The organism is Streptomyces kanasensis (genome assembly GCF_043077165.1).
GTDB lineage: Bacteria > Actinomycetota > Actinomycetes > Streptomycetales > Streptomycetaceae > Streptomyces > Streptomyces changanensis.
This window is the reverse complement of sequence record NZ_JBIBSF010000008.1, coordinates 411,816-420,287: the sequence shown is the minus strand read 5'-3', so window position 1 is coordinate 420,287 and position 8,472 is coordinate 411,816. Positions and strand designations below refer to the sequence as shown.

Here is an 8,472-nt window from a genome sequence, read left to right as displayed (position 1 = left end):
CCGGTACGTGGAAGGACCTGACGGACTCGGTCAACACGGCGTTCCGGAACCTGACCGGTCAGGTGCGGGACATCGCGCAGGTGACGACGGCGGTCGCGAACGGCGACCTGTCGCAGAAGGTCACGGTGGACGTGGCCGGCGAGATGCTGGAGCTCAAGAACACCGTCAACACCATGGTCGACCAGCTCTCCGCGTTCGGTTCCGAGGTGACGCGGGTCGCGCGCGAGGTCGGTGTCGAGGGGCGGCTCGGCGGTCAGGCCGGGGTGCCGGGCGCGGCCGGTACGTGGAAGGACCTGACGGACTCGGTCAACACGGCGTTCCGGAACCTGACCGGTCAGGTGCGGGACATCGCGCAGGTGACGACGGCGGTCGCCAACGGCGACCTGTCGCAGAAGGTCACGGTGGACGTGGCCGGCGAGATGCTGGAGCTCAAGAACACCGTCAACACGATGGTGGCGCAGCTGTCGTCGTTCGCCGACCAGGTGACGCGGATGGCGCGGGACGTGGGTACCGAGGGCCGGCTGGGCGGTCAGGCACGGGTCGACGGGGTGTCCGGCACCTGGAAGGAACTGACGGACTCCGTCAACTTCATGGCCGGGAACCTCACCTCGCAGGTGCGTCAGATCGCCCAGGTGACGACGGCCGTGGCACGTGGTGACCTGTCGCAGAAGATCGACGTGGACGCCCGCGGGGAGATCCTGGAGCTGAAGAACACCATCAACACGATGGTCGACCAGCTCTCGGCCTTCGCCGAGCAGGTGACCCGGGTGGCCCGCGAGGTGGGCACGGAGGGGCGGCTCGGCGGTCAGGCGCAGGTCCCGGGTGTGGCCGGGGTGTGGCGCGACCTGACGGACTCCGTGAACAGCATGGCCGGGAACCTCACCGCGCAGGTCCGCAACATCGCGCAGGTGGCCACCGCGGTCGCCCGCGGCGACCTGTCGCAGAAGATCGACGTGGACGCCCGCGGGGAGATCCAGGAGCTGAAGAACACCCTCAACACGATGGTGGACCAGCTGTCGAACTTCGCCGAGCAGGTCACGCGCGTCGCCCGCGAGGTGGGTACGGAGGGCATCCTCGGCGGCCAGGCGGAGGTGCAGGGCGTCTCCGGCACCTGGAAGGACCTGACGCAGTCGGTCAACTTCATGGCGAGCAACCTGACCTCGCAGGTGCGGCAGATCGCGCAGGTGACGACGGCCGTCGCCAAGGGTGACCTGTCGAAGAAGATCACGGTCGACGCGCGGGGCGAGATCCTCGACCTCGTCACCACCGTCAACACCATGGTGGACCAGCTGTCGAACTTCGCCGACGAGGTGACCCGGGTGGCCCGCGAGGTCGGCACCGAGGGCATCCTGGGCGGTCAGGCCCGGGTGCGGGGCGTCACCGGCATCTGGAAGGACCTCAGCGACAACGTCAACGTGATGGCCAACAACCTCACCTCGCAGGTGCGGAACATCTCGCGGGTGTCGTCGGCGGTCGCCAACGGCGACCTGACGAAGAAGGTGACCGTCGAGGCGCGCGGCGAGGTCGCCGAGCTGGCCGACACGGTCAACACCATGGTGACGACGCTGTCGTCGTTCGCCGACGAGGTGACCCGGGTCGCCCGCGAGGTGGGCACCGAGGGCGAGCTGGGCGGTCAGGCGCGGGTGCCCGGTGTCTCCGGGACCTGGAAGGACCTCACCGAGTCGGTGAACTCGATGGCCTCGAACCTGACGGGCCAGGTGCGGCAGATCGCCGCCGTCACCACCGCCATCGCCAAGGGCGACCTCACCAAGAAGATCGACATCGACGCGCGCGGTGAGATCCAGGAGCTGAAGAACACCATCAACACGATGGTCGACCAGCTGTCGTCCTTCGCGGAGGAGGTCACCCGGGTCGCCCGAGAGGTGGGCACCGAGGGCATCCTCGGCGGCCAGGCCCGCGTCCGCGACGTCGACGGCACCTGGCGGGACCTGACCGAGTCGGTGAACGAGATGGCCGGCAACCTCACCCGGCAGGTGCGCGCCATCGCGGCCGTCGCCACCGCGGTGACCCGCGGCGACCTCAACCTGAAGATCGACGTGGACGCCTCCGGCGAGATCCAGGTCCTCCAGGACAACATCAACACCATGATCGCCAACCTGCGCGACACCACCCTCGCCAACGAGGAGCAGGACTGGCTGAAGGGCAACCTCGCGCGCATCTCCGGCCTGATGCAGGGCCGCCGGGACCTCGACGACGTCGCCTCGCTGATCATGAGCGAGCTGACGCCGGTCGTCTCGGCCCAGCACGGAGCGTTCTTCCTGGCGGTGCCCACGGGCGGCGGCGTCGTCGAGCCGGGCGGTGTCGACGACGGTTCGTACGAGCTGCGGATGCGGGCGAGCTACGGCTACTCCGCCGGGTCCATGCCGACGTCGTTCCGGCCGGGCGAGACGCTGATCGGGACGGCCGCCGAGGAGAAGCGGACCATCCAGGTCAACGTGCCGCCGGGGTACCTGAAGATCTCGTCGGGGCTCGGCGAGGCGGCACCCGCACACGTGATCGTGCTGCCGGTGCTCTTCGAGGGGAAGGTCCTCGGGGTGATCGAGCTGGCGTCGTTCCAGCCGTTCACGCAGATCCAGCGGGACTTCCTCAACCAGATCGCCGAGATGATCGCGACGAGCGTCAACACCATCAGCGTGAACAGCAAGACCGAGGTGCTGCTCAAGCAGTCGCAGGAGCTCACCGAGCAGCTGCGCGAGCGGTCGGCCGAGCTGGAGAACCGGCAGAAGGCGCTGCAGGACTCCAACGCCGAGCTGGAGGAGAAGGCCGAGCTGCTGGCGCAGCAGAACCGCGACATCGAGGTGAAGAACACCGAGATCGAGGAGGCCCGGCAGGTGTTGGAGGAGCGGGCCGAGCAGCTCGCCGTCTCCATGCGCTACAAGTCCGAGTTCCTCGCGAACATGTCCCACGAGCTGCGCACGCCGCTCAACTCGCTGCTGATCCTGGCCAAGCTGCTCGCCGACAACGCCGCGGGGAACCTCTCGCCGAAGCAGGTGGAGTTCGCCGAGACCATCCACGGCGCCGGCTCCGACCTGCTCCAGCTGATCAACGACATCCTCGACCTGTCGAAGGTCGAGGCGGGCAAGATGGACGTCAGCCCGACGAGGATCGCGCTGGTGCAGCTGGTCGACTACGTGGAGGCGACGTTCCGGCCGCTGACCGCCGAGAAGGGCCTCGACTTCTCGGTACGGGTCTCGCCCGAGCTCCCCGCGACGCTCCACACCGACGAGCAGCGGCTGCTCCAGGTGCTGCGCAACCTGCTGTCCAACGCCGTGAAGTTCACCGACACGGGCGCGGTGGAGCTGGTGATCCGGCCGGCGAAGGCGGACGTGCCGGCGTCGATCCGCGAGCAGTTGCTGGAGGCGGGCTCGCTGCGCGACCCGGACGCGGACCTGATCGCCTTCTCGGTCACCGACACGGGCATCGGCATCGCCGCCGGCAAGATGCGCGTCATCTTCGAGGCGTTCAAGCAGGCGGACGGCACGACGAGCCGCAAGTACGGCGGTACCGGCCTCGGCCTGTCGATCAGCCGGGAGATCGCCCGGCTGCTGGGCGGGGAGATCCACGCGGCGAGCGAGCCGGGCCGCGGCTCGACGTTCACCCTGTACCTGCCGCTCCACGTCAACGAGCTGCCGCCGCACGGCTACGGGCCCGGGCAGGAGGCCGACGCCGGGACGGCCGACGAGGCCGCCCACGACGGGGCCGTCGGCCCCGCGCCGTCGTCCGCCGCCGCGCCGGTCGCGCCGTCGGCCGGGGCAGCGGTGACCGGCGGTACGGGGGAGGCGCGGCCCGCCGGGTCGGGCGCGCTGTTCCGGCACCGCCGCAAGGCGCCCGCCGGGGCGGAGTCCCGGCCCGCCCTGCCGGGCCAGGCCGCCGGCCAGCCGGCCACCAGGCCGGGGGCGGAGGCGCCGACCGGGCAGGAGGGGCAGGCGCCGGGCCGCACCTTCCGGTTCGACGGCGAGAAGGTCCTGATCGTCGACGACGACATCCGCAACGTCTTCGCGCTGACCAGCGTGCTGGAGCAGCACGGCCTGTCGGTGCTGTACGCGGAGAACGGCCGGGAGGGCATCGAGGTCCTGGAGCAGCACGACGACGCGGCGGTCGTCCTGATGGACATCATGATGCCGGAGCTGGACGGCTACGCCACGACGACGGCGATCCGCAGGATGCCCCAGTTCGCCGGGCTGCCGATCATCGCGCTGACGGCGAAGGCGATGAAGGGCGACCGCGAGAAGGCGATCGAGTCCGGGGCCTCGGACTACGTGACCAAGCCCGTCGACCCCGACCACCTGTTGTCCGTCATGGACCAGTGGATGAACCGTCAATGATCAAAGGGGTCGATGGTTGAAGAAGTTTTCATAACGTGCCGTCCGGTCCTGGCCGGAAGCGTGTGGGAGGCCGGTTTCCGGGGAACTTTCTGGTCTCGCACCGCGTTTCCGGTACGTGCACAGTGACATCGCGGTGACAGGGTGTGGCGACAGGCGGGGTGCGGCTACGATGACCGGCACAAGGACGGACGGCACAAGGGAGTCGTCCCCTGGGGCGGCGCCCGGCCAACTGCCGGGGCGAGGAGGACGGGCCATGGTGCAGAAGGCCAAGATCCTCCTGGTCGATGACCGGCCGGAGAATCTGCTGGCGCTGGAGGCCATCCTCTCCGCGCTCGATCAGACGCTGGTGCGGGCATCGTCAGGGGAGGAAGCGCTCAAGGCGCTGCTGACGGACGACTTCGCGGTCATCCTGCTGGATGTCCAGATGCCGGGGATGGACGGTTTCGAGACCGCCGCGCACATCAAGCGCCGCGAGCGCACCCGCGACATCCCGATCATCTTCCTGACCGCCATCAACCACGGCCCCCACCACACCTTCCGGGGCTACGCCGCGGGCGCGGTCGACTACATCTCCAAGCCGTTCGACCCGTGGGTCCTGCGGGCCAAGGTCTCCGTCTTCGTCGAGCTGTACATGAAGAACTGTCAGCTCCGCGAGCAGGCCGCGCTCCTGCGCCTCCAGTTGGAGGGGAGCGGCGGCCAGGCGGGCGTCGCCGCCAAGGAGTCCGCGGGTCTCCTCGCCGAACTGTCCGCGCGGCTCGCCGCCGTCGAGGAACAGGCCGAGGCGCTCTCCAAACAGTTGGACGACGAGTCCGCGGACGCCGCGGCCGTCGCCACCGCCGCCCACCTGGAGCGGAAGCTGACCGGGCTCCGCCGGGCGCTGGACGCCCTGGAGCCCGGCGCACCCGGCGGGGGCCTCCCCGGCTGAGGCCCCGGGATCTGCGCCCGGGGCCGTCCGGGTCCAGTACCCGAGTCCGCCCGGGCCCTTCGCCCGGGTCCAGTACCCGAGTCCGCCCGGGATCTGCGCCTGGTCTCTCCGCCTGAGTCCGCCCGGGTTCCCGCCGGGATCCCGCGCCCGTGTCCGCCCGGGGCCTGCACTCGTCCACCCGGACCCGTGCCTCCGGCCCACACTCCCCGCCGGGCCGGGCAGCGCGGGGCAGTGGCCGCCCCGGTGCGCCGCCTTGAGGTCGCGTCAGCACCACGACCTCATCCGGGCGACACGAACGGGTGAAGCGGGTGGACGCGTGTTCCTCGACGCCCACACCGGTAACCTCACCCCCATGGCCTCACGTACGTCCGGCAAGGGTTCCCAGGGCACGGCGGGCACCGCGAAGCCGCGCGCCGGCCGTACCACGGGCGCCGCGCAGAAGGCGGCGCCCGGCAAGCCGCCCGTCAGGAAGACCGCCGCCGCCAAGCAGCCCGCGCGCAAGGGTGCCGCGAAGAAGGCCCCCGCCAGGAAGGCCCCCGCGAAGAGGGCGACGGCCAGGACGGCGCCCAAGGCCGCGCCGTCCCCCACCGGAGGCGTCTACCGCCTCGTGCGCGCCCTCTGGCTCGGCCTCGCCCACGCCGTCGGCGCCACGTTCCGGGGCATAGGGCGGGGCGCGAAGGGCCTCGACCCGGCCCACCGCAAGGACGGACTCGCCCTGCTGCTGCTCGGCCTCGCGCTGATCGTCGCGGCCGGCACCTGGGCCGGTCTGCAGGGTCCGGTGGGCGACCTCGTCGACATGCTGGTCACCGGCGCGTTCGGCCGGCTCGACCTGCTCGTACCGCTGCTCATCGGGACCATGGCGGTCCGGCTGATCCTGCACCCGGAGCGGCCCGAGGCGAACGGCCGCATCGTCATCGGCCTCTCCGCCCTCGTCATCGGTGTCCTCGGCCAGGTCCACATCGCCTGCGGCTCCCCCGGCCGCGGCGCGGGCGCCCAGGCCCTCCAGGACGCGGGCGGCCTCATCGGCTGGGCCGCGTCCAAGCCGCTCGTCTTCATGATGAGCGAGGTCCTCGCCGTCCCCCTCCTCGTGCTCCTCACCGTCTTCGGGTTGCTCGTCGTCACGGCGACGCCCGTCAACGCCATCCCGCGCCGACTGCGGGCGCTCGGTGAACGGCTGGGCGTCATCGAGCCGTACCAGGACTGGGGTGAGGACGACGAGCGGTACGACGAGCAGTGGCGCGAGGCCCTGCCGGGCGGCGCCCCGCGCCGCCGCGCCGCCGGCCCGCGCGGGGACGCCGGCCCCGACCTCGCCGAGGAGGAGGCGCTCGCCCGGCGCGGGAGGTCGCGCGGTCGCAGGGCGCCCGCCGCCCGGGCCGGCCTCGACCGGCCGCGGGACGCCGTCGACCTCGCGGCGGCCGCCGCCGCGGACCTCGACGGCGCCGTCCTGAACGGCATGCCGCCCTCGCCCCTCGTCGCCGACCTGACCCGGGACGTCACCAGCGACCCCGCCCGCACCGGTCACGACACCGGCGGCAGCGGCGGACGCGGACGGAACCGCGACGCCGCGGCCACGCCCGCGGCCGTGCCCGCGACGCGCGAGGACGGCGACGCCCCCGACGACACGGGGCTCGTACCGGACCTCACCAAGCCCGCACCCGCGCGCGAGGTGTCCGAGGCGCTGCCCGCCCGGGCGGAGCAGCTCCGGCTCGCCGGGGACGTCACGTACGCCCTGCCCCCGCTCGACCTGCTGGAGCGCGGCGGCCCCGGCAAGACCCGCAGCGCGGCCAACGACGCCATCGTCGCGTCCCTGCGGACGGTCTTCTCCGAGTTCAAGGTCGACGCGGACGTCACCGGCTTCACCCGCGGCCCGACGGTCACCCGCTACGAGGTGGAGCTCGGCCCCGCCGTCAAGGTCGAGCGGATCACGGCGCTGACCAAGAACATCGCGTACGCCGTGGCCAGCCCCGACGTGCGGATCATCTCGCCGATCCCCGGCAAGTCCGCCGTCGGCATCGAGATCCCGAACACCGACCGCGAGATGGTCAACCTCGGTGACGTGCTGCGGCTCGCGGACGCGGCCGAGGACGACCACCCGATGCTGGTCGCGCTCGGCAAGGACGTCGAGGGCGGCTACGTGATGGCCAACCTGGCGAAGATGCCGCACGTCCTGGTCGCCGGCGCCACCGGCTCCGGCAAGTCGTCCTGCATCAACTGCCTGATCACCTCGGTGATGATAAGGGCCACCCCCGAGGACGTACGGATGGTGCTCGTCGACCCCAAGCGGGTGGAGCTCACCGCGTACGAGGGCATCCCGCACCTGATCACGCCGATCATCACCAACCCCAAGCGGGCCGCCGAGGCCCTGCAGTGGGTCGTGCGGGAGATGGACCTGCGCTACGACGACCTCGCGGCCTTCGGCTACCGGCACATCGACGACTTCAACGTCGCCGTGCGCAGCGGCAAGCTCACGACGCCCCCGGGCAGCGAACGCGAGCTCCAGCCGTACCCCTACCTGCTCGTCATCGTCGACGAGCTGGCGGACCTGATGATGGTCGCGCCGCGCGACGTCGAGGACGCCATCGTCCGCATCACCCAGCTGGCGCGCGCCGCCGGCATCCACCTGGTGCTGGCCACGCAGCGGCCCTCCGTCGACGTCGTCACCGGTCTGATCAAGGCGAACGTCCCCTCCCGCCTCGCCTTCGCCACCTCCTCGCTCGCCGACAGCCGGGTCATCCTCGACCAGCCGGGTGCCGAGAAGCTCATCGGCAAGGGCGACGGCCTCTTCCTGCCGATGGGTGCGAACAAGCCGGTCCGCCTCCAGGGCGCCTTCGTCACCGAGGACGAGGTGGCGGCCGTCGTGCGGCACTGCAAGGACCAGATGGCGCCGGTCTTCCGGGACGACGTCACGACCGGGACCAAGCAGAAGAAGGAGATCGACGAGGAGATCGGCGACGACCTGGACCTGCTGTGCCAGGCGGCCGAGCTGGTCGTGTCGACCCAGTTCGGCTCGACGTCGATGCTCCAGCGCAAGCTGCGCGTCGGCTTCGCCAAGGCCGGCCGGCTCATGGACCTGATGGAGTCGCGGAACATCGTCGGCCCCAGCGAGGGGTCCAAGGCGCGGGACGTCCTGGTGAAACCGGACGACCTGGACGGTGTACTGGCCTCGATCCGCGGTGAGACGGACTCATGAGTCCGATCGTG

At 71.2% G+C, this 8,472-nt stretch carries 3 protein-coding genes; all 3 read left to right on the top strand.

Features of this window, described 5'->3' with window-relative positions:
• On the top strand, window positions 1-4,346 hold a 4,346-nt coding region (locus tag ACF053_RS21770), incomplete at its 5' end, for a HAMP domain-containing protein (RefSeq protein WP_391955420.1).
• A 253-nt stretch (window positions 4,347-4,599) separates the two neighbouring features.
• Window positions 4,600-5,271, top strand: a complete 672-nt coding sequence (locus ACF053_RS21765) for a response regulator (RefSeq protein ID WP_058944284.1) — start codon at window positions 4,600-4,602, stop codon at window positions 5,269-5,271.
• A 352-nt stretch (window positions 5,272-5,623) separates the two neighbouring features.
• Entirely contained in the window at window positions 5,624-8,461 is a 2,838-nt protein-coding gene (locus ACF053_RS21760) for a DNA translocase FtsK (RefSeq protein ID WP_391955419.1), read from the top strand.
• Window positions 8,462-8,472: the final 11 nt, after the last annotated feature.